The sequence below is a fragment of the Moritella marina ATCC 15381 genome, from assembly GCF_008931805.1.
Lineage (GTDB): Bacteria > Pseudomonadota > Gammaproteobacteria > Enterobacterales > Moritellaceae > Moritella > Moritella marina.
The window spans coordinates 3,558,260-3,578,562 of sequence record NZ_CP044399.1; the positions used below are offsets into that span (position 1 = coordinate 3,558,260).

The following is a 20,303-nucleotide window of genomic DNA, read 5'->3' on the forward strand; positions in this document are numbered from 1 at the left end:
GTACCATATCAAAAAAGACTGACTAATATGGTCTAGAACACCCTATGCAAGTACTCGCATATTTAACACTCTCACTGATAGGAATTTGTCCATGGAATATCTCGAAAAACTGCTCGAACAAGCGCCAGAGCTTGCCGCCATTTATGGTACTAAAATACTCCTCGCACTCGTTATTTTTACCGTCGGTAAATACCTTGCCAATGTAATGAAAAAAGTTACTGCGGGTTTATTGATAAAACGTAACATTGACCAAACTGTTGCTTCATTTATCAGTAATATGGCTTGGGGTGTGGTATTTGCATTCACGGTTATTGCCACGCTAAGTCAATTTGGTGTGCAAACAGCATCATTAGTAGCTGTTATTGGTGCCGCTGGTTTAGCCGTTGGTCTCGCACTGCAAGGTTCATTATCAAACTTTGCCGCAGGTGTATTAATGGTTATCTTCCGCCCTTGTCGTATCGGTGATTACATCGAAGCTGCGGGCGTATCAGGTACTGTTGATGAAATTACTATCTTCTCTACGCGTTTAGTGACACCAGATAATAAAGTGGTTATTGCACCTAATGCCGCAATCATGGATGGTACAATCACCAATTATTCAGCGTTAGGTAAACGTCGTTTAGATCTTGTGGTTGGCGTATCATATGATGCAGACATCAAGCAAACGAAAGCAATCTTAACGGCAGTAATCAAAAACAATGAATTTACCCTAGAAGATCCAGCGCACACTGTGGGTATTTTAGAATTAGCTGATTCATCAGTTAATTTTGCCGTACGTCCTTGGGTTAAAACCAGCGATTACTGGGGTGCTTATTTCAGCATGCAAGAAGAGCTTAAATTAGCGTTAGATGCTGCGGGGATTGCCATCCCTTACCCACAATTAGACTTGCATGTACAAGGCAATCCAACGCCACCAGCAAGCTAATCGTTAGCGATAGAGAGTAAAATGGGAGCCTCTGTGGCTCCCATTTTTTTACTGTGGGTTTATGCGACTGTAGATCTTGGTTCTACAGTCGTTATAATCAAAGGTCACGACGTTCAAACAAGGGACCTTCCTTAAAACTATAACCACTAATGTGACTGTGCGGTAAACTGCCCATTGCTTTACCAAACTGACGTTTATCTAAGTTAATCAAATTAATATGATCGCCAGACTCCATATACAACTGCTCTTGCTCAAACAGCATGTCGTCCACCAGCATATCCATGCCATAAATTTGCCCGAGAGATGGGATCGCACCTGGCTCACAATCTTGAAATAAAGTTGATAACTCAAGTTCAGAAAGTAAATAATATTGTTTACCCGTTTGACGGTTTATCTCACCAATTAACACATGTTTATTGGCAGGCACGACAGCCATAAGATAATCACCGCCAATATCACGCAAAATCACCGCTTTCGCGACTTGTGATGTGGGGACATGCGCTGATAGCGCAGAATTGAATGAACTGGCGGTGTGACGATGTTTTACTAAACTGAAATCAATATTATGACTCGCCAAAAATTGGCCTACTTTGGTTGCCATACTCATATTAGCCTCCATAAAATACGCTTTATACAAGCAAAGTATGGAGGCTAAATAGACACAACGCGAGCTAATCAGCACATTATTTAGGTAATCATATTAAGTCATGTTGAGCCGATATTGTCGTTGCTTATAAGCCAATAAGATAATCGCTAATACTCCATAAGCAAATGCTTGAATCAACAACTGAATTTGAAAATTACTGACCACCTCAAACTCAGCACCCATCTGATTAAGCTGCAACAAACCTTGAATCGCAGCAGTGCTCGGGAATAATTGTGATATCGCCACCAGCCAAGTCGGGATCTCACTTATCGGCCAAATAAAACCACTGCTAAATAACACCGGCATCGAGCTAAACAGAATAACTTGCGTCGCTGTTTCAGCTTGGTTATACAACTGCCCTAACGCCACCCCCAGACAGACCACAGCCAGTAAAAATGGGACCAGTAGCTTGAGAATATCCCACGCAGCGGCGAGTCGATTAACCCCGTATACATCCAATGCAAAACCAAAATAATACAAACTAAACACCAGGTACAGACCAAGAAAAACCAGTCCCCGCGCCAGTAATAACAAGGTCGGTGATGCAGTTAACCAATAGCCCTGTTCTTTTGCCCTTGAACGTTCATTTTGACTCGCCGATAAAATACCGCTAACGATCAATAACGTTTGCTGCAAAATCAAAATAAATACCGCAGGCACCACGTAATCTAAATAGCCATTGACCTGATTAAACACCGGCTGTAGGTTTAATGACGCCGGTTGCCACTGCGCTTTGGCTAACAGCATACTTTCGGTATCAACGGTTAACCTTGCGACTTTAATCTGTGCCGATAAAGTACCCCCAGCTTTAAGAATACCCGAAGTGATCGTTGAATACGTCATGAAATAGCTGGCATCACCACCAAGCGATAGTGTCACTGGTTTTTCCATCAATAGATCACGACGAAAATGCTGAGGAATAACTAAAAAGCCTTTTATTACCCCTTGCTCAATTAACGCCTCGGCATCACCTACCGAATCAACCTGACCAGCAATATGTGCATCTGGCGTCGCGTTCACCATGCGGATCAACTCACGACTCACCGAACTGCGGTCATAATCAATAATGACTATTTCTGCATCTCTTGATACCTGCTGAGAATACGGCAATGGGTACAAGATAGAGTACATAATAATGCCACCAAACATGGTCAATAAAATACTACGATCAGCAAAAACACTTTTAATTTCGAGCACGACAAGTGCCAAGAATTTATTCATCTGCCAGCCCTACTGAGTGGTGACTTTTGATCCGTAATACTGCAATTACGAAGGTTAAGGTAAATAACCCTAGCGCCAACAATTCCGGTAACAACATCGTAAAGCTTTGACCGTAATTCACCTGACCAATCTGTAATTGCATATAATGGGTGATCGGTAGCAGTGCCCGCCATACCTGCGCTAACACTGGCATGCTTTCGGCAGGGAATGTCACCCCGATAAAAGCAAATGCAGGGGCTGAATACGCCGCGCCCATACTAATCGCCTGGGTTAGATTCATCGTCAACGTGAAGATAAACAGTGCTACAGCCTGCCCTGCTAATACGCCCATCACTAGAATCAGAAATAAATACCCCCAATTCCCCTGCATCGGCATACTCAAGTAACCGTAAAAGAAACTCAGAAACAACAAACCATGCACAATCGATAACAAGGTATAAGGTAATAATTTGCCTATCACAGCGCTAGTCACAACGCCATCTGCACGCTGAAACCAACTAGCTTGGCTATTATTTTTATATTCCGAGCCAAACGCCAGTAATACCGATACCAATATGAAGATCTGCCACAAGGCCGGTACCGCCGCCATCACCAAAAATGGCACATAGTTGGTTGATACATTATACAGCGGATTAACCTGCGTCGAGATAGGGGCTACCGCACCTTTAATAAGCGCGATATGGCCGCCCGTCGCCAGGGTTTTTACTGCATCAATTTGGGCGGTAAACGTTGCAAAGGTTTTCGCCATATTCGACGAGACTAATTTTCCAATTAACACATACTGGGCATTGTAAAAAGTACTCACCTCTGGCGTCATCGCCAAATAGATCTGTTTCTCGAAGCCACGTGGTATTTGTACAACCGCATAGACTTCACCACGCTGCATTAAGGCTTTACCTTCGGCAAGATTCGTCAATTGACTCGTCACAGCAAGCGCGGGATTGGCGTCAATAAAGCGCACTAAACTACGTGATGACTGGCTATGATCTTGATCGACAACCGCCACCGCCAGATCACGTGGAATACCTTGTGAAAAAATGGCGTACACTAACAGCATGCAAGCAATCGGTAACCAAGTCACCAAAGACAATTGCCACTTAGAGGCTAATATTAAGCTGTTTTCACGCTTCCAAACCGCTTTGATTTGCCTAATGAATGAACTCATCATCAAACCAACTTACTGCGCAGTCGCTGACGGTGCCAGCTCGACAACGACGCTCATACCAACACGCAGATCAGCAATAGGCTTAATTGGTCTTGCTTCAATTTCAAAGGTGCGTAAATCAAACCCTTTGGCGTTGTCAGTTGAACGCCACGTCGCGTAATCTCCCATCACTGCAATATGGGATACTTGATATTGATAACGGCCATCACCGAGCGCTGGAATACGCGCAGTTAATACTGTACCTTTTTTCAATCTTGGTAATAAATCTTCGCGAATGTTAAATACCGCCCAGCTATCATTAATATCGACAATACTCACCACAGGGAAACCAGTCGGCGCCAGCTCACCTTCTTTAAGTAAGATCTGTACAACTTCACCATCACGCAATGCATATTGTTTGGTATCTTTGGTGTAAGATTCGACTTCAGCGACCACACCTTCAGCCATACGCTCTTGCTCAATAGCCGCTTGCTTGGTTTCTTTACGCGCGCCTTCTTTCGCCATTTGATAGCCTTGATAGGCTGCATTTTGGGTGTATTTAGCCGCTTGCCACTGGGTATATACTTCATCACGTTTTTGCTCTGGCAATACCCCGTCTTTATACAAATTATCCACACGCTGATAGGTTTTCTCCAGCAACTGTGCCGCAGCCTGGGCCTTTTTCCATTGATCATTAGCCGCAATAATTTGCTGTTCACGGGCCCCTGTTTCCGCTTGCTCGCGCATTGCACTTGCCGCTGAACGACCTGCTTTAGCTTGGGCTAATTTAGCCTCTAACTCAGGACTTGCCAGTGAAAAAATAAGCTGCCCCTGATTAACAAAATCACCTTTTTTAACATCAACAGAGGCAATACGTCCCGGGATCTTAGACGATACATTATATTCCTCAGCTTCAATCTGGCCTTGTAATAAAATCGCTTTTGGTTCGTACGCCTTATTAAATTCAAATACTAACCAGCCAATAACCACTAATACAATTACCGCAATGATGCCTTTTTTAATATTACTCATTTACTTAACCTCGATACCATTGATTTGTAGATAGTCCATGAAGCGCTCAATATCGCCACTCACAGATAATAATTGTGCTAATGATTTTACGTAGTGATAACTGGCAGACAGACGTTGGACACGAATACTCGTTACATATAACTGTGCATCCGCTACTTCCAGTGAGGTCGATAAACCTTGGCTGAATGCTTTTTGGCGCAGTATAACAGTCTCTTCTGACAGGGCTTGGCTTGAAGCCAATGAATTATATTCTTCTAATGCCTGACTCATTTCAGCATAGGTTTTTTCCACTAGAATCGATAAGTCTTGCTGCATTTGCATTTGTAATAGATTGACCTGACGTACCGAACTTTTAGCTGCTACCACTTCTTGTGATGTACCAGAACGCTCTATAATCGGAATACGTACACCAACGCCCACCATCCATTCCGGTAATAACTCACCCGTGACAGAATCATCAGAATATAAATTATAATTACCGTACACCATCACTTCCGGTAAATGCTTAGCCGATGCCATATCTACCATGCCTTTCGCTTGTTCGCGTTTGGCATTGAGGATGGCAATACCGGGATGGTCGGTTAACGTTTTAGCTAAATAAGGCGTTACCGATGTCGCGCTGTTATTGACAAATAACGGCGTGGTTGGCAATACCGAGTCTTGCTGTTTCAGCATTTTGGTTAATGCCAATTTCGCAATTTCATAGTCACGTAATGATTTTTGCGCTTCAATCTGCGCCTTGTCTAACGATACCTGTGCCATTAGCCGTTCGACTTTAGCAATCTGACCTTGTTGCTCTAATTTTATCGCGTGGCTTAAATGATCGGCTAATGCGTCAACGGCATCCAGACGCACTTGATAGACTTGTTCAGCTAACACCACACCAAAATAATATTGCACCAGTTGGGTAAAAGTAGCGCGCGTGGCTAAATTATAATTACTTTGCGCTTCATCGACTTGTGCTTGACGAATATCTTGCGCTGCAGTAATGCGGCCACCGGTATAGACAGGCAAAACAGCATTCAACGACGAATGGGCAAAGTTCTGATTGGTTAACGGTAGATTCGGTAATGTAATCGGTAGCGGAATAGGTAATGCAGCACCCACGCCTGACGTATCAATTTCGACAGGCTTATCAAAATGGGTATATGAACCGGTAATATCAACATTGGGTAAATACAGCGATTTAGCCGCATCTTGTAAAGCTTCCGAATGTTTGACTTCTTCTTTCTTTGCCTGCAACGCATCATTTTTCTGTGCCACTTGATACCAAGCTTCCGAAAAATCAATCGCAGCAGCTTGCACATTACAACTCAATGCTATTGCTGTCATTACGCCATAAAAAACTATTTTCATTATTTATTCCTAAGATCACGCCGTCATGGAATACGTTATTCATATTAATATAGCAACTAACTAAGCTATTAATATCAAATAATTAAACAGCGATGAATAATATTGTCAATAACTGCACACGACGTCATGTTTATACTTCAACAAGAACAAGTAGAGCTTATACTCTAAAAATAATGTAAGAAAAACGACGATGCATGACCAAAACCGAATGATAACGCATAAATTTATCGAGAACTACGTCAATATTAGACTAATTTTAATAACAGCTCACTAACAACTCCGTAAACCGGGGTCTTTTATCAGCAAAATTTACATAATAAAAAGTGGATATTTGCATTTAATTACCAATAGCCATGGTGTCTTATAGCTTAGGTGCGTACAATTACGCCCACGAAATAACAGAGAGAAAGTCGATGTCTTGGATCCAATTAAAAATTAATGCTAACGAAGAAACAGCTGAGAAGATAGGCAACATGCTATCTGGCGCAGGCGCAAGTGCTGTCACATTCATGGACTCACAAGATACCCCTATCTTTGAACCATTACCGGGTGAAACCTTACTTTGGGGTGATACCGATGTAACAGGTTTGTTTGAAGCCGATAAAGACATGCAGCCAATCTTAGCTTTCTTAGCAAAAACCAAGGTACTCGGTCCAGATTTTCGCTACAAGTTAGAAATATTAGAAGACAAAGACTGGGAACGCGAATGGATGGAAAATTTCCACCCAATGCAATTTGGCGAACGTTTATGGATCTGCCCAAGTTGGCGTCCAGTACCGGATGAAAATGCGGTTAACGTAATGCTTGATCCAGGCTTAGCATTTGGTACCGGTACACACCAAACCACCGCATTATGTCTGCAATGGCTAGATGGCCAAGACTTAACTGACAAAACGGTTGTCGATTTTGGCTGTGGTTCAGGTATTCTAGCAATCGCTGCGCTTAAATTAGGGGCTAAGCGTGTTATCGGTGTCGATATCGATCCGCAAGCGATTCTAGCGAGCCGTGATAACGCCGAACGTAATGGCGTTGCCGACCAAATCGAACTGTACTTACCAGCTGACCAACCAGAAGGGATCAAAGCAGACGTCGTGGTAGCAAATATCCTTGCAGCACCGTTACGTGAGCTATCTGGACTTATCGTCAGTTTCTTAAAACCAGGTGGTAAAATCGCCTTGTCTGGTATTTTGGATCACCAAGCAGCAGAATTGAACGAAATATATCGTCAGCACTGCAACATGGCAGAACCGACATTACGTGACGAATGGGCACGCTTAAACGGCGAAATCAAATAATATTACCCATACTGTTTAATCTACAGAAACAAACTTTAAAATGAGGCTTGTGTAGATTAAATAAACAGTAATCACGTAAAAAACGTGCGAAGGGTAATTAATCAGGCTAAAATGCAAGCTATCTTAATTTCTCACTTAACCTTGGTGAAAATTGAATAATAAGCAATTTAGCTCGGTTATCTGTTGTTATAATTTGATTTAGAGGTGTTTTTTTGGCTATTTAATGATTTCAACTAAAAAAATATTCAATAGTCTAATTATTAACCTTTTAACTCGGGTGAAAAATGCGTAACATACGCCGCCTTAGAGCAAATGAGCCGCAACAGATGAAAATAGGTCCTTATCTTCTGGATAACCAATTATTCTTGGCTCCGATGGCTGGTGTAACCGATCGTCCTTTCCGTCAACTTTGTCGTGAATTGGGTGTGGGTATGGCCGTGTCAGAGATGCTATCGAGTAACCCTCGAGTTTGGTCTTCAGAAAAATCGCTACAGCGCATGGATCATGCTGGCGAAACTGGTATCCGTTCCGTGCAAATAGCAGGAGCAGATCCAGCGTTGATGGCAGCAGCCGCGCAACATAATGTAAAAAATGGTGCGCAGATAATTGATATCAACATGGGTTGCCCAGCGAAAAAAGTAAATAAAAAATTCGCCGGTTCTGCATTGATGCAACACCCGGAACAAGTGAAACTGATTTTAGACGCGGTTGTAAATGCGGTCGACATTCCGGTGACACTAAAGATACGTACTGGTTGGGATCCTGAAAATCGCAACGGTATACAGATAGCTGAAATCGCTGAGCAAGCTGGAATTCAAGCCCTCGCGGTTCATGGTCGTACTCGAGCCTGCCTGTATAAGGGCAATGCAGAATACGACACTATAAAAGCGATTAAAGCTAGCATTAGCATTCCTGTGATCGCAAATGGTGATATCGATAGCCCAGAAAAAGCAAAACAGGTACTTGAGTATACTGGTGCAGACGGTCTTATGATCGGACGTCCAGCTCAAGGTAATCCTTGGATTTTTCGGGAAATAAATCACTATCTTAAAACAGGTGAAAAATTACCCGTACCAACTGCTGACGAAGTTCGCCGAGTCATTTTGCAACATGTCGAAAACCTACACCAGTTTTACGGTGAGTTTAAGGGCGTTCGATTTGCGCGCAAACACGTTGGTTGGTACATACAACACCAAACTGATGGTGTTGAGTTTCGTAAAAGCTTTAATGCATTGGATAGTTCAGCTGAACAACACCTTGCATTAATGAAATATTTTGATGATTTAAGCTAACGAGAAGAGCAATATATGTTTGAACAAAATCTGGCTCCTAGTGCCTTAACAACTTCTGCAACCGTGCAACAAGCTGAGCAAATTGTACAGAAACCATTACGTGATTCTGTCCAACAAGCACTACGAAATTACCTTGCACAATTAAATGGCCAAGACGTAGAAAACCTTTATGACTTGGTATTAGCAGAAGTTGAAGCGCCAATGCTAGATATCATTATGCAGTATACTCGCGGTAACCAAACCCGTGCAGCTGTGATGATGGGCATCAACCGTGGTACTCTTCGGAAGAAACTAAAACGTTACGGCATGAACTAAACTTTATTGTCTTAATGTTATGTAACAAAAAGCCAGCCCTGAACTATCAGGGCTGGCTTTTTTTATACGCGAAATATAAGTAACGCTCAGAGAGTCATAACAGTAGTAGTTATAAGGTTAACTTATAACTCTGGCGTTAATACTTGATACACATAACCCGGTAATGCTGCATTTAGCTTAACCGCAAGTCGCTGTTCCAATAATTGTTCACTTTGTGCCGAGATCTTAAATGGCCAGCGTTTATTGGCAATGCTCTTATCACCATCCATTACATTTAGAACAACATTGCCCTGTAACCAATACCACGCCTGACGTTGCTCTACCGCGCCTTTATTCAAGGTGAGAACTAATTTGTATTGGCTGTCATCTTTCAGCTGCACGCCAACTTCAGCAGCGCCACTTTGCAAAGATAACAAGGCTTGCTCATCCGTTGCAGACGTCGCAAATGATAACGCCGCTAAGCGTGTTTTAATCATCTGCGTTAAGGTTTCTACCGAGTACGCCACATTCACATCGTTACCAGTCACGACACGTAGATTATTATTGTCGTTAAGGCGCGTGATTTGACGCTCACGAGCACTTTCTAATGCACTAAGAGCAATCAGTGGATTAGGCGCGTCTTGCTCTGCATACTTCACTGCTGCGCGAGTTTGTTCGTCTGCTGCACGTATAGATTGCATGAAGAGTGCGGCTGCAGGCGCCTTCTTCATGACTGCGAGGCTAGATTGCTGACCAGTCTCTGGATCTTGCCAACGCTCAACAATGCTAGTGCCTTGTAATACTTGCTGCGCTTGGGTATTTACAAAGCGCGATAAAGTTTGTTTATTATCAACCTGACGTACTGTCGTGCCGCTGACATTGCTCTGACTAATATTAGCTTCGCTAAAATCAATGCTTTCATCGGCAATCGATACTTCGAATATCTTGGCTAAATTAGCTAACGCACGGTTATCGGCAACACTTGCCGTTTTAGCTTGGCCTGAGGCGGTTAAATAAACATTTTGAGGATAGCTAACATCAGCACCATCAAGCCAAGCAGGGCGTTCTGGTGTGCTGCTACACGCACTCATCAAAATGGCAGCGGCAGAAATGATACTCGTGGAAAAAATTTTATTGATCATGTTGTCGAGTCCTGTAACAAATGAATTAAACTTAAATAAGATAAATTCTTAGGGTGATAGTGTGTAATAAGCTTTTTTAGCTGCACTCGAATAAAACACTAACGCAGTGCTCCCAGCTTTTAGCACCAAAGGTGCCGAACCGACAGTCACGATAGGAAGATGACTGGAACTACTCATCGCAATGGCATCTGGGATAGTCACATCTACGCCAGTCGTATCGATGCCACTGCTATCTATGCTATCAGCTTGCGTAGTATTCGACGGTGGTAAGCTCAAGCCGTTATCAGTTTCACTTGCCTTATCCACCACGTCATCATGAATGCTTGCAGTCGCATTGATTAATTCAAGCGGTACTTGCTCGGAGGCTAGTGAACTTGCTATCACAGACGCTGAACCTGTCACTGGCATTATATCTGTCACAGGCACCGTATTCGTCAAGGATAATCCCTGCGTTAACGTGGGTTGCTGTAAGTAATATGTCCCTGCATCCAATGCCACACGCTGCACTTGAATACTCGCTGGTAACATATTCCAACTACGCACATCAGCCATTTCACTGACCATACTAGTAATATTCAATAACAAAGTCGCGAGTCCATCCTCGTCATTTTTCTTCACTTCATGTAATGCAGTTTGCTTGATAATAACCCGCGCTAATGCTGCTGCGTAAATGGCAGTTGACTCAGCATCCAGATCGGCACGTGCTAATAAGTTAACATCATCAAATATTTCTGTTTCGGCAGTTTGCCCTAACACTGTAAAACGCCAAGGCGTGGGCTTAACGTATTTATCTGCATAGTAAGGTAATGCCAGTGAAATGTTATAGCCCAGATTCGGTTCATAAACACTTAGGTATCGCTGCTGTTTCGCAGATACCACCCCGCCCCAATACACTAATATTAGCTGACTTTGATTTCGATCTAATGCTTTGACGTCTCGGCCAAACTCTTTGACCAATTTTTCATGTTCAGATCTAAGTCCTAACTGTTTAGAAGCCACTAATAAGCTGTCTTCCAATACACTCGGGATCGATATTTTACTGGTTTGCATGATTTGATAGGCTTGGCGATAACTGATCATCGCATTGTCCGTTTCATCACCAAGCTCATATACCAAACCACCTAAATAGTAGCTACTTGATACTAATCCTGATAACCCGTTATCCGGTAAGCTTTTGGCCAGTTCTTGCATTTGCAATACTTCAACCCGTGCACCATCAAGATCATCTTCCATCAAGTAAGATAGGATCAGTAATTGCTGTAATAACATCCTCTCACTGGCGGTACTAGTATAACTGCGTAAGGTTTCATTGACCGTTACCGCGCCAATATTTTCGCTAACACTTAACGCCTGCAGTTGAGCTATTTCCGCTTTCGCAGCCTGCAATTCATTAATACCACCAGCAAAATCACCGTTCACAGCACGTAATAAACCGAGTGTGAGTTTGTATTGGGCAAGATCGCGCTCCGGGTATTCCCGTTCCACAACTTCAGCCAATACTTGACTCGCATTACCGTTATCTAAGGTTTGCGCTAAATCATTGAGCTGATGCTGTTGCATTGAACAACCTTGCAATAGACTAAACCCAATAACTGCGAGATAACGACGCGAACGTAAAAATGTTAATACAGCTTTCATCATGACCTATTAATAACGCAGTTTACCGTTAGACACTAATTTCTTCAGTTTCTTCTGACCAACCCATACCTTACGGTTATCCGCGAGGCTGATTAAGCTTAAATCAACTTGGTAATAACGCACTTGGTCGCTATCAGCGGTATCAATAATAGTATTGATCTGACCTTTCAGAATAAAGTCTGCACCTTGCTCATTACCGGCCGCATTACGTGTTGATTCAGATGAATTTAAATCTTGGTCGATACGTTCTTCACGGATTTCATTACGCTCGTCACTTGATGCAACAAACTCAACACGACCACTATTAATTAGCTCGCGTTCCATTTCATTAACAAAGGTTTTAGTGTTGATGTGTTCATGACTTAAGTTACGCACTGTACCGACAATCACAGCAGGTGATTTACCCGTTTTAGCGGTGAAATTGTTATACCAAGGACGTGCTAGCACATCACTGATCATTTCCTGCGCCACCATTTGTGAATCCGTATCATTCCAAGCACCGCTTAAATCGATAGTCTGACCCGCATCAACACGCTCTACTGAAGTGCTACAGCCTGTCGCTAATGTCGATACTAAGATCGACCCTAATACTAATTTTAACAACTTATTCATTCATCATTTCCTTCTAAATTTAACAACTTTCAATTCATTTATGCCTACATCAGGCGGTTACTGTTGTGGCGCTAATGCAGTAGCACGCTTAATAGCAGCGTCAAGATCAGACAAATCTAACTCAGCAAAAGAATAAATATCGCCATTATCAGTGTTTCTCCAACGACCGATAATCTTGACACCATTTAATGCTAATTTAGTTTTCGCTTTAATTTCACGTTCAACATTGGCACTTACTTCACCATTTGATGCAGCCGTGTAATCAGCCTGCATCGCATCAACAGACGTTGCTAGGATACGCGCAACTTCAGCACGTGCGCGATTATCCGCGACAGACTTTTGTAATGATTCGTCAGCGATGCCATTTGACATGCCGACACCGTGTAATAAACGTCCAGAATCGTTATCGACGGTTTGAGTACCGATATTTACCCAATCTGGTGCACCACTAATATCTAAATCACTATCAATGCTAGTTTGACTCGAACATGCTGATAATAAAGCTATTATACCCGCTGACACGGTCATTTTTAATGCTGCTACTCTCATAATTAATCTATCCCTAAAAAGTGTTAACATAATATATCGTATTATAATTGAAAATAGTATATTGCCAAATATGCTCGCGCTACCTAATCGCAGTTATAAAAAAACCAGACTACCTACCGATAGTCTGGTTTATTTTGTTCAAATTTACCCATTAAAGTAAATATGACAACTAAAAAATCAAATAGTTATGACTTATATCGCATCCATTTGATCTAATGGCCAACGTGGACGCGCCGTGATCTCTAAGCTGTCATCGCCACCGTGACGTAAACGCTGCAGACCAGCATACGCGATCATCGCACCGTTATCGGTACAGAATTCGATACGCGGATAAAATACTTCACCATGATGCTTAGCCATCATCTCAGCCAACTTAATGCGTAAGTATTTATTCGCACTGACACCACCAGCAACAACCAAGCGCTTAATGCCGGTTTCTTTGATTGCACGTCTTAGCTTAATTGAAATGGTATCGACGACAGCTTCTTGGAATGCAAACGCGATATCTGCACGCGTTTGTTCATCGACGCTATCATGACCAGCCTCTTCCGCTAATTTTTTTTCTTTCGCAATCGTGTTCGCTGCAAACGTTTTTAATCCTGAGAAACTAAAATCTAAACCAGGGCGATCCGTCATTGGACGTGGGAACTTATAACGTCCCGCCACACCGTTTTCAGCTAGCGCCGATAATCGAGGGCCACCAGGGTAATCGAGACCCAGTAACTTCGCGGTTTTATCAAATGCCTCACCAGCCGCATCATCAACAGATTCACCCATCAACGTATATTGACCAAGGCCATCAACACGCACAATTTGCGTGTGACCACCCGATACCAACATCGCTAGAAATGGGAAATCAGGCGTCTGTTCTTCAAGCATAGGTGCTAACATATGGCCTTCCATATGATTAATACCTAATGCGGGAATATCCCATGCATAAGCGATACTACGACCAACAGTCGCGCCCACCATTAATGCACCAACCAGTCCAGGGCCTGTTGTATAAGCAATGCCATCGATGTCATCTTTCGTACAGCCAGCCTCAACTAACGCGGCTTTGATCAATGGAATAATTTTACGCACATGATCACGTGACGCTAATTCCGGTACTACACCACCGTAATCGGCATGTAGCTTTACTTGGCTATAAAGTTGATGAGCCATTAGCCCTTGTTCATCACAATATATTGCAATGCCGGTCTCATCACATGATGTTTCTATTCCTATTACGCGCATTTTATTTATTCACCTTAAACATGACTCGACAATAGTACCTGTGCAATGTGTTTTTCTCCAGCGCCAAATTATACTTATTTCCCTAGCGACAAGTTATTAGTCTTTACATGTAATCGTGTTTTAGAGTACAATTCGGCACCATTTTTATAGAATTACTATAAAAATATTTTTAGGTTCCAGATAACTTGGAACCATTTAACCTATAGGTTGGAAGCAAACATGCCAGTAATTAAAGTACGTGAAAACGAACCGTTTGACGTTGCTCTACGTCGTTTCAAACGCTCTTGCGAAAAAGCAGGTATCTTATCTGAAGTACGTCGTCGTGAGCATTACGAAAAACCTACTACAGTTCGTAAACGTGCTAAAGCAGCAGCATCTAAGCGTCTAGCTAAGAAACTGTCTCGTGAAAATGCACGTCGCGTACGTCTATACTAATCCCTGATTAGTATAACTACTGTATGCATTTAAGCTTATCCCATTGAGTAAGTCTCTGACTTAATCGATTAAGATAACGCTTATAAACAAGCCGTGAACTCCTAGAGTCACGGCTTGTTTGCTTTCAAGACTTATAAAACTGATAATCCTAATCGTATAACGATACCAGTACATAACTGATTTACTCATACTAGAGTCATTTATTTACTGTAATTGTCATTACTATTGTTAATAGTCAATCATCTTCATACTCATTAGTTAGGTACATATGGCTGGTAGAATACCTCGCGACTTTATCGACGGTTTGATAGGTCGAGCAGATATCGTTGATATCGTCGAAAAACGCGTAAAGCTCAAAAAAGCAGGTAAAAACTACCAAGCTTGCTGCCCGTTCCATAATGAAAAAAGCCCTTCTTTTACTGTCAGTCAAGATAAGCAGTTTTATCATTGCTTTGGTTGTGGTGCGCACGGTAATGCCATCGGGTTTTTAATGGAATATGACAACCTTGAGTTTGTCGAGGCGATTGAAGATCTCGCCGGTTTTTACGGTGTTACAGTACCCAGAGAAGAAGGTGGCAATAATAACGGCCCGACTGCGCCCGAGCGTAAAGATTATTATGAACTACTCGAAAGTGTTACACGCTTTTATCAATATCAATTAAAAGAACACCCAAACAAAAAAGTTGTTAACGACTATCTAAAACAACGTGGTTTAACTGCAGAAGTCATTGCTAAATATGGCATTGGCTATGCCGCCCCAGGTTGGGATAACGTCTTAAAACGCTTTGGCCGTGACAAACATACCGAAGAACAACTGCTCACCACAGGTGTATTAACCGAGAACGAAAATCAATCTCGTCGCTACGATCGCTTTCGTGAACGCGTTATGTTCCCTATTCGTGACAAACGTGGTCGCGTCATTGGTTATGGTGGTCGTGTACTCGGCGATGAAAAACCAAAATATCTGAACTCACCAGAAACACCTATCTTCCATAAAGGTAAAGAGCTTTATGGTTTATACGAAGTCCGCCAAGCCTATAAAGAGATCCCACAAATTGTCGTGGTTGAAGGTTATATGGACGTGGTTGCATTAGCGCAGTTCGATATTAATTATGCGGTGGCGTCACTGGGTACTTCGACGTCTGGTGATCAGATGCAGACTTTATTCCGCAACACTAACGAAGTGATCTGTTGTTACGATGGTGACAAGGCTGGGCGTGATGCAGCATGGCGCGCACTTGAGAACGCACTACCGCAATTACGTGACGGTAAAGATTTAAAATTTGTCTTCTTACCCGATGGTGAAGATCCCGATTCATTAGTGCGTAATCAAGGAAAAGACGCACTTGAGCAACTTTTTAAAGATGCCCAGACGTTACCGGACTTTCTATTTAGCCGCTTAAGCCAAAATATTGAAACAAATACCGATGTAGGACGCAGTAAATTAGCGAGCCAAGCCAAACCTTTAATTGAAAAAATGCCTGACGGTTTCTACCGCGGTATTGTATTGAAGAAACTAGCACGTTTCTTAGCCTGGGATGAAGCTAAGTTAAATAAACTATTCACCACAGTAGCAACCACGAAACCAGCCAAAAAAGCGATCCAAATAACACCAATACGTCGTGCTATTGGGTTATTATTGCAAAATCCGCATATCGGTTTTAACCTACCTGTATTCGATGATTTACCGCAATTAAAATTACCCGGCATTAATATTTTATTAAAATTGTTAGAACAAACAAATGGTAGCGATCAAATTAGTACCGCACAATTACTAGAATATTGGCGTGATACTCCAGAGCAGAAAGCACTGATAAAACTGGCAGTATGGGATCATGGCGCAGATGACGCCGTTGAGGCAGAGTTTTTCGATACTTTATTTGTTCTTTCCACCCAAGTCTTCGAACAACGTTTCAGTGAACTACAATTAAAATTAGCGCAGGGTGGTTTAACACAATCTGAGCGTTTGGAGTATAAAAGCATTTTAGATGAATTAAAATCATCGTAATGGCTTGAAATATGATCCATTAAGCCCCATTTAAGATCTAACTAAAAGAGCCGAATTAAATCGGTTCAGAACGCTGAGTTGAAAGTTTTCGCCTAATATAACGTGATAACCGTTATAGTTACGCGTATTTTGACCACAATAATTATACCAATAAGTAGAAAAAAGCACCGTTTAGCACTATACTGCTTTGTTTGCGCAGTGCTTTTGCGTCTGTATCTTTGAACCACGTCACCGGAGTGGAAGTATTCTATGGAATCCCCTCAATCACAATTAAAACTTCTTGTAGCTAAAGGTAAAGAACAAGGTTACCTCACCTATGCAGAAGTAAATGATCATTTACCACAAGATATTGTGGACTCAGATCAGGTTGAAGATATTATTCAAATGATCAATGACATGGGTATTCAAGTGCTAGAAACTGCACCTGATGCAGATGACCTATTGATGGCAGAAAATACATCAGCACCTGATGAAGATGCCGCTGAAGCCGCAGCCGCAGCGCTTGCTTCTGTAGAATCTGAAATTGGTCGTACTACCGATCCAGTACGTATGTACATGCGTGAGATGGGTACTGTTGAGCTATTGACTCGTGAAGGCGAGATCAAAATTGCAAAACGTATTGAAGAAGGTATCTACGCAGTACAAACGGCTGTAGCTGAATACCCAGAAGCAATTAACTCGTTACTTGCTGAATACGACAAATTCCTTGCTGAAGAAACACGCTTAAGCGACATCATCACAGGTTTCATCGATCCAAATGCGGAGGATGTAGCACCAACAGCAACACATATCGGCTCTGAAGTACCAACCAAAGATGACGATTCAGCTGAAGATGATGACGAAGAAGAGGAAGAAGGCAATAAAGGCCCTGATCCTGAAGAAGCAGCTGAAAAATTTGCAGAATTACGTAAATTTCACACAGCACTACTAAAAGGCATTAAAGAAGACGGTTTAGAACACCCGAAAACACGCCTGCAAGTTGAAATGCTAAGTGAAGTATTCCGTACTTTCCGTTTGATCCCAAAACAATTTGATCGCATTGTAAATAACATGCGTGACATGATGGATCACGTACGTGTGCAAGAACGTCTTGTTATCAAGATGTGTGTTGAACATTGTAAAATGCCAAAAGCAGCGTTCGTTGAAGCATTTGCTGGTCACGAAACTGACATTACTTGGTTTGAAAAAGCACAACAATCAGCAGCACCTTATGCGCAAGCATTACAACGTATCGATTTTGACGTACGTCGTTGCATCAACAAATTAAAATTAGTAGAAAATACGACAGGTCTGACTATTTCTCAGATCAAAAACATCAACCGTCGTATGAGCATTGGTGAAGCGAAAGCGCGTCGTGCGAAAAAAGAAATGGTTGAAGCGAATTTACGTCTAGTAATTTCGATTGCCAAAAAATATACCAACCGTGGTCTACAGTTCCTAGATTTAATCCAGGAAGGTAACATCGGTCTGATGAAAGCCGTAGATAAGTTTGAATACCGTCGTGGTTACAAATTCTCAACTTACGCTACATGGTGGATCCGTCAGGCAATCACACGTTCTATTGCTGACCAAGCGCGTACAATTCGTATTCCAGTGCATATGATTGAAACAATCAATAAACTGAATCGTATTTCGCGTCAAATGCTGCAAGAGATGGGCCGTGAAGCAACGCCAGAAGAATTGGCTGAGCGCATGATGATGCCAGAAGATCGTATTCGTAAAGTATTGAAGATTGCTAAAGAGCCAATCTCAATGGAAACTCCTATCGGTGATGATGAAGATTCTCACTTAGGCGATTTCATTGAAGATACAACGCTTTCTTTACCAGTTGACGCTGCTACAAAAGATAGCCTTAAAGGCGCGACAGACGACGTTCTAGCAGGCCTAACAGCCCGTGAAGCGAAAGTACTGCGTATGCGTTTTGGTATCGATATGAATACTGACCACACACTTGAAGAAGTGGGTAAACAGTTCGATGTAACGCGTGAGCGTATTCGTCAAATTGAAGCTAAGGCATTACGTAAATTACGTCATCCTAGCCGCAGCGAACAGCTACGCAGCTTCCTAGACGAGTAATTAAATCGTTAGATACTATTCTCGATTATCAAGAACACCTGATGGCAACATCAGGTGTTTTTTTATGCCTGCAATAAAATGAATAATAATGTGCCTATTTGTGAGCACGAGTAGAACACGCAGTATCTTCGATGAATAATTGAACAGTTAGTTGGTTACTTGTCTAAGTTATTGAATATGACCTAGACACACAGAAACTATACTTATATACTTTCTGCATCTTAAAGCGTCGTAAGAGCGTTTGAAAGATCAGGGCCCTTAGCTCAGTTGGTTAGAGCATCCGACTCATAATCGGCAGGTCCCCAGTTCAAGTCTGGGAGGGCCCACCAAATTTTAGAACACTTGATGGCAACATCAGGTGTTTTTTTATGCCTGTAATAAAATGGTCGTCAAATACTTAGTTAAGTTAACATTTCCCTAAAAATCGATTCAATACTCTTTCAATTGAGCACTTTTAATCACGGCCCCGCCTAAATAAATCCCCAATAGCATAAAAATAACAGCGATTAAGCCCGCTGGTGAAAAAGCAGGTAAGGCTAATAACAATTGCGTATCGTTACCACCACTCGCCAACACAGCACCTATACCCATGAGTGTTCCAGCGAGTAAATGCTTAATAAGTAGTGCAATTGTCATCCCTTTAAAAACAAAAGATCGAGTTGTAATGGCTGCGATTAACATTCCTAAAATTAAACTTAATATCAATAAGAATCGCTCTGCCGATGGCCATTCTTGTCCATTGCCATACCAGACAAATAAACTAATATCCTTAAGTAAACCACTTGGTGCCCAGTGCCGTTCATATAAGAATACAACGCTCGCCATCATGCCAATACTCAACATCGATAACCACAATGTTCTATTTGCTTTATTAAAACAAAATAAAGTAATGATTAATAATAAAGACAATAATATCAGTACCATAAAATGTATTTGTTGTGACTGTATATAAATATCACTTTCCACTTCATCAATAAATTTCGCTAATAAAATCCAGCCAAGTAACCAACCAATTACCGTCGCTAGCATCACCATCTCTCCACGCGCTAAACGGCTAACAGTTGACACACCGCAACCATGGTTGGCCGCAGCGCCCAAGCCAAACAGTAAGCCGCCAAACGCCGAAAACCAATTAGCCTGATGTGACGTCTGTATATCCAATTCAGCAGTAAAATCTACGATTAACAAAGGCAGCCATGAGAATGTGCCACTCAGTAAAATAGCAAGGAGAAACATGGGCTTTCCTTTAACAGCCTGATTAACACCTTTAACCATACAGAGCCCTGTGGTTTGCGCGAGGTAACCCAAGCAGGCAATTAAGATCAACGTAATAGTAATAAACAACACTACATCTCCTATACAAACGCACATAATGATTCTGAATCGAAATACTTTCACCCTG

Annotated in this window: 18 protein-coding genes and 1 tRNA gene; 8 read left to right on the forward strand and 11 right to left on the reverse strand. The window is 42.1% G+C overall.

Annotated features, from left to right (window positions below; genetic code table 11):
- Positions 1-91: 91 nt before the first annotated feature.
- Positions 92-925: a mechanosensitive ion channel family protein gene (locus tag FR932_RS15965; protein WP_019439671.1), complete on the forward strand. Its 834-nt coding sequence runs from the start codon at positions 92-94 to the stop codon at positions 923-925.
- A 97-nt stretch (positions 926-1,022) separates the two neighbouring features.
- Here the strand turns inward: FR932_RS15965 and FR932_RS15970 are convergent, their stop codons facing one another.
- The 5 genes from FR932_RS15970 to FR932_RS15990 form a co-directional block, all read right to left on the reverse strand.
- Complete coding sequence (locus tag FR932_RS15970; RefSeq protein WP_019439672.1) at positions 1,023-1,532, reverse strand: aminoacyl-tRNA deacylase; 510 nt, start codon at positions 1,530-1,532, stop codon at positions 1,023-1,025.
- Positions 1,533-1,625: 93 nt separating this feature from the next.
- Entirely contained in the window at positions 1,626-2,792 is a 1,167-nt protein-coding gene (locus FR932_RS15975; RefSeq protein ID WP_019439673.1) for an ABC transporter permease, read from the reverse strand.
- Entirely contained in the window at positions 2,785-3,960 is a 1,176-nt protein-coding gene (locus FR932_RS15980) for an ABC transporter permease (protein ID WP_240532338.1), read from the reverse strand. Before FR932_RS15980 ends, FR932_RS15975 begins: the two co-directional genes overlap by 8 nt.
- A 9-nt stretch (positions 3,961-3,969) precedes the next feature.
- The gene (locus tag FR932_RS15985; protein ID WP_019439675.1) at positions 3,970-4,968 is read right to left on the reverse strand and encodes an HlyD family secretion protein; all 999 of its coding nucleotides are present in this window, start codon (positions 4,966-4,968) and stop codon (positions 3,970-3,972) included.
- Positions 4,969-6,324: a TolC family protein gene (locus tag FR932_RS15990; RefSeq protein WP_019439676.1), complete on the reverse strand. Its 1,356-nt coding sequence runs from the start codon at positions 6,322-6,324 to the stop codon at positions 4,969-4,971.
- Positions 6,325-6,737: 413 nt separating this feature from the next.
- Between FR932_RS15990 and prmA the strand changes: the two genes are divergently transcribed.
- The 3 genes from prmA (at position 6,738) to fis (ending at position 9,226) form a co-directional block, all read left to right on the forward strand.
- Entirely contained in the window at positions 6,738-7,619 is an 882-nt protein-coding gene (gene prmA, locus FR932_RS15995; protein ID WP_019439677.1) for a 50S ribosomal protein L11 methyltransferase, read from the forward strand.
- A 326-nt stretch (positions 7,620-7,945) separates the two neighbouring features.
- Positions 7,946-8,911 (forward strand): tRNA dihydrouridine synthase DusB, encoded by a 966-nt coding sequence (gene dusB / locus FR932_RS16000; RefSeq protein WP_026032024.1) that lies wholly within the window; start codon positions 7,946-7,948, stop codon positions 8,909-8,911.
- Positions 8,912-8,926: 15 nt separating this feature from the next.
- Positions 8,927-9,226 (forward strand): DNA-binding transcriptional regulator Fis, encoded by a 300-nt coding sequence (fis, locus tag FR932_RS16005; protein ID WP_006032374.1) that lies wholly within the window; start codon positions 8,927-8,929, stop codon positions 9,224-9,226.
- Between the two features lie 122 nt (positions 9,227-9,348).
- On the opposite strand, the gene FR932_RS16010 is transcribed toward fis, so the two are convergent.
- The 5 genes from FR932_RS16010 to tsaD all read right to left on the reverse strand — a co-directional run bounded on the left by FR932_RS16010 (position 9,349) and on the right by tsaD (position 14,382).
- A complete protein-coding gene (locus FR932_RS16010; protein WP_019439679.1) occupies positions 9,349-10,347 on the reverse strand; it encodes an LPP20 family lipoprotein in 999 nt (332 codons plus the stop codon).
- A 48-nt stretch (positions 10,348-10,395) separates the two neighbouring features.
- Positions 10,396-11,988, reverse strand: a complete 1,593-nt coding sequence (locus FR932_RS16015; protein ID WP_240532339.1) for a COG3014 family protein — start codon at positions 11,986-11,988, stop codon at positions 10,396-10,398.
- A 6-nt stretch (positions 11,989-11,994) separates the two neighbouring features.
- On the reverse strand, positions 11,995-12,597 hold the full coding sequence (locus tag FR932_RS16020; RefSeq protein WP_019439681.1) for a penicillin-binding protein activator LpoB: 603 nt from the start codon (positions 12,595-12,597) through the stop codon (positions 11,995-11,997).
- A 57-nt stretch (positions 12,598-12,654) separates the two neighbouring features.
- Positions 12,655-13,146: an LPP20 family lipoprotein gene (locus FR932_RS16025; protein ID WP_019439682.1), complete on the reverse strand. Its 492-nt coding sequence runs from the start codon at positions 13,144-13,146 to the stop codon at positions 12,655-12,657.
- A gap of 192 nt (positions 13,147-13,338) precedes the next feature.
- The gene (gene tsaD / locus FR932_RS16030; RefSeq protein ID WP_019439683.1) at positions 13,339-14,382 is read right to left on the reverse strand and encodes a tRNA (adenosine(37)-N6)-threonylcarbamoyltransferase complex transferase subunit TsaD; all 1,044 of its coding nucleotides are present in this window, start codon (positions 14,380-14,382) and stop codon (positions 13,339-13,341) included.
- A gap of 219 nt (positions 14,383-14,601) precedes the next feature.
- Here tsaD and rpsU point away from each other — a divergent pair, with 219 nt between their 5' ends.
- The 4 genes from rpsU (at position 14,602) to FR932_RS16050 (ending at position 19,230) form a co-directional block, all read left to right on the forward strand.
- Complete coding sequence (gene rpsU / locus FR932_RS16035) at positions 14,602-14,817, forward strand: 30S ribosomal protein S21 (RefSeq protein ID WP_006032380.1); 216 nt, start codon at positions 14,602-14,604, stop codon at positions 14,815-14,817.
- A gap of 268 nt (positions 14,818-15,085) precedes the next feature.
- Positions 15,086-16,825, forward strand: coding sequence for a DNA primase (gene dnaG / locus FR932_RS16040; protein WP_019439684.1), 1,740 nt, complete (start codon positions 15,086-15,088; stop codon positions 16,823-16,825).
- A 249-nt stretch (positions 16,826-17,074) separates the two neighbouring features.
- Positions 17,075-18,901, forward strand: a complete 1,827-nt coding sequence (gene rpoD / locus FR932_RS16045; protein ID WP_019439685.1) for an RNA polymerase sigma factor RpoD — start codon at positions 17,075-17,077, stop codon at positions 18,899-18,901.
- A 252-nt stretch (positions 18,902-19,153) separates the two neighbouring features.
- Positions 19,154-19,230: transfer RNA gene (locus tag FR932_RS16050), tRNA-Ile, on the forward strand.
- A 100-nt stretch (positions 19,231-19,330) separates the two neighbouring features.
- On the opposite strand, the gene FR932_RS16055 is transcribed toward FR932_RS16050, so the two are convergent.
- Positions 19,331-20,248 carry a YeeE/YedE thiosulfate transporter family protein gene (locus FR932_RS16055; protein WP_019439686.1) on the reverse strand — a complete coding sequence of 306 codons (918 nt, stop codon included), beginning with the start codon at positions 20,246-20,248 and terminating at the stop codon, positions 19,331-19,333.
- Between the last annotated feature and the right edge of the window lie 55 nt (positions 20,249-20,303).

Bases quoted from the DNA above. Each gene is read 5' to 3' on its own strand.
- FR932_RS15965 (WP_019439671.1), top strand. From the start codon at position 92: ATGGAATATCTCGAAAAACTGCTCGAACAAGCGCCAGAGCTTGCCGCC.
- FR932_RS15970 (WP_019439672.1), bottom strand. From the start codon at position 1,532: ATGAGTATGGCAACCAAAGTAGGCCAATTTTTGGCGAGTCATAATATT.
- FR932_RS15975 (WP_019439673.1), bottom strand. From the start codon at position 2,792: ATGAATAAATTCTTGGCACTTGTCGTGCTCGAAATTAAAAGTGTTTTT.
- FR932_RS15980 (WP_240532338.1), bottom strand. From the start codon at position 3,960: ATGATGAGTTCATTCATTAGGCAAATCAAAGCGGTTTGGAAGCGTGAA.
- FR932_RS15985 (WP_019439675.1), bottom strand. From the start codon at position 4,968: ATGAGTAATATTAAAAAAGGCATCATTGCGGTAATTGTATTAGTGGTT.
- FR932_RS15990 (WP_019439676.1), bottom strand. From the start codon at position 6,324: ATGAAAATAGTTTTTTATGGCGTAATGACAGCAATAGCATTGAGTTGT.
- prmA (WP_019439677.1), top strand. From the start codon at position 6,738: ATGTCTTGGATCCAATTAAAAATTAATGCTAACGAAGAAACAGCTGAG.
- dusB (WP_026032024.1), top strand. From the start codon at position 7,946: ATGAAAATAGGTCCTTATCTTCTGGATAACCAATTATTCTTGGCTCCG.
- fis (WP_006032374.1), top strand. From the start codon at position 8,927: ATGTTTGAACAAAATCTGGCTCCTAGTGCCTTAACAACTTCTGCAACC.
- FR932_RS16010 (WP_019439679.1), bottom strand. From the start codon at position 10,347: ATGATCAATAAAATTTTTTCCACGAGTATCATTTCTGCCGCTGCCATT.
- FR932_RS16015 (WP_240532339.1), bottom strand. From the start codon at position 11,988: ATGATGAAAGCTGTATTAACATTTTTACGTTCGCGTCGTTATCTCGCA.
- FR932_RS16020 (WP_019439681.1), bottom strand. From the start codon at position 12,597: ATGAATAAGTTGTTAAAATTAGTATTAGGGTCGATCTTAGTATCGACA.
- FR932_RS16025 (WP_019439682.1), bottom strand. From the start codon at position 13,146: ATGAGAGTAGCAGCATTAAAAATGACCGTGTCAGCGGGTATAATAGCT.
- tsaD (WP_019439683.1), bottom strand. From the start codon at position 14,382: ATGCGCGTAATAGGAATAGAAACATCATGTGATGAGACCGGCATTGCA.
- rpsU (WP_006032380.1), top strand. From the start codon at position 14,602: ATGCCAGTAATTAAAGTACGTGAAAACGAACCGTTTGACGTTGCTCTA.
- dnaG (WP_019439684.1), top strand. From the start codon at position 15,086: ATGGCTGGTAGAATACCTCGCGACTTTATCGACGGTTTGATAGGTCGA.
- rpoD (WP_019439685.1), top strand. From the start codon at position 17,075: ATGGAATCCCCTCAATCACAATTAAAACTTCTTGTAGCTAAAGGTAAA.